Genomic DNA, 428 nt, shown 5'->3' on the forward strand with positions numbered 1-428 from the left:
CTAAGAAGTAAAAAACTCCATACATTTTCTGTACTCTTGTCTATTTCCTTCATTTCAATATTTTCATTTATTTCTTTTGTTATACTTTTATCTTGAATCAAGTCTTCTAATTCACTTTTTAACTGATGTCCACCTTTTGTTATAAGGCTTTTCACTAAATCATTACTGCTAGTGTTTATCCAATATGGCTGAAGCCCTTCTTCATAATTATTAACATAATTTAGTATACACCAAGGGTTATATATTACGTTTTCTCCAAATACATATCCATTATACCAACTTTTAACTTCATCTAATTTGAATTCAACTTCATAATATTTAAAAATTTCTTCTATTTCAACTTCTGAAAATCCAAAGTAACTGCTATATTTATTTTTTAAAATACTGTATACATTTAAATTATTAAGTCCTGAAAATATACTCTCTTT

General features: G+C 25.2%; 1 pseudogene. It reads right to left on the reverse strand.

Features of this window, described 5'->3' with window-relative positions:
• A pseudogene (locus EG57_RS0225010) lies at positions 1 to 428 on the reverse strand (AAA family ATPase); the annotation flags it as partial.

Source organism: Clostridium drakei, assembly GCF_000633595.2.
Classification (GTDB): domain Bacteria; phylum Bacillota; class Clostridia; order Clostridiales; family Clostridiaceae; genus Clostridium_AM; species Clostridium_AM drakei.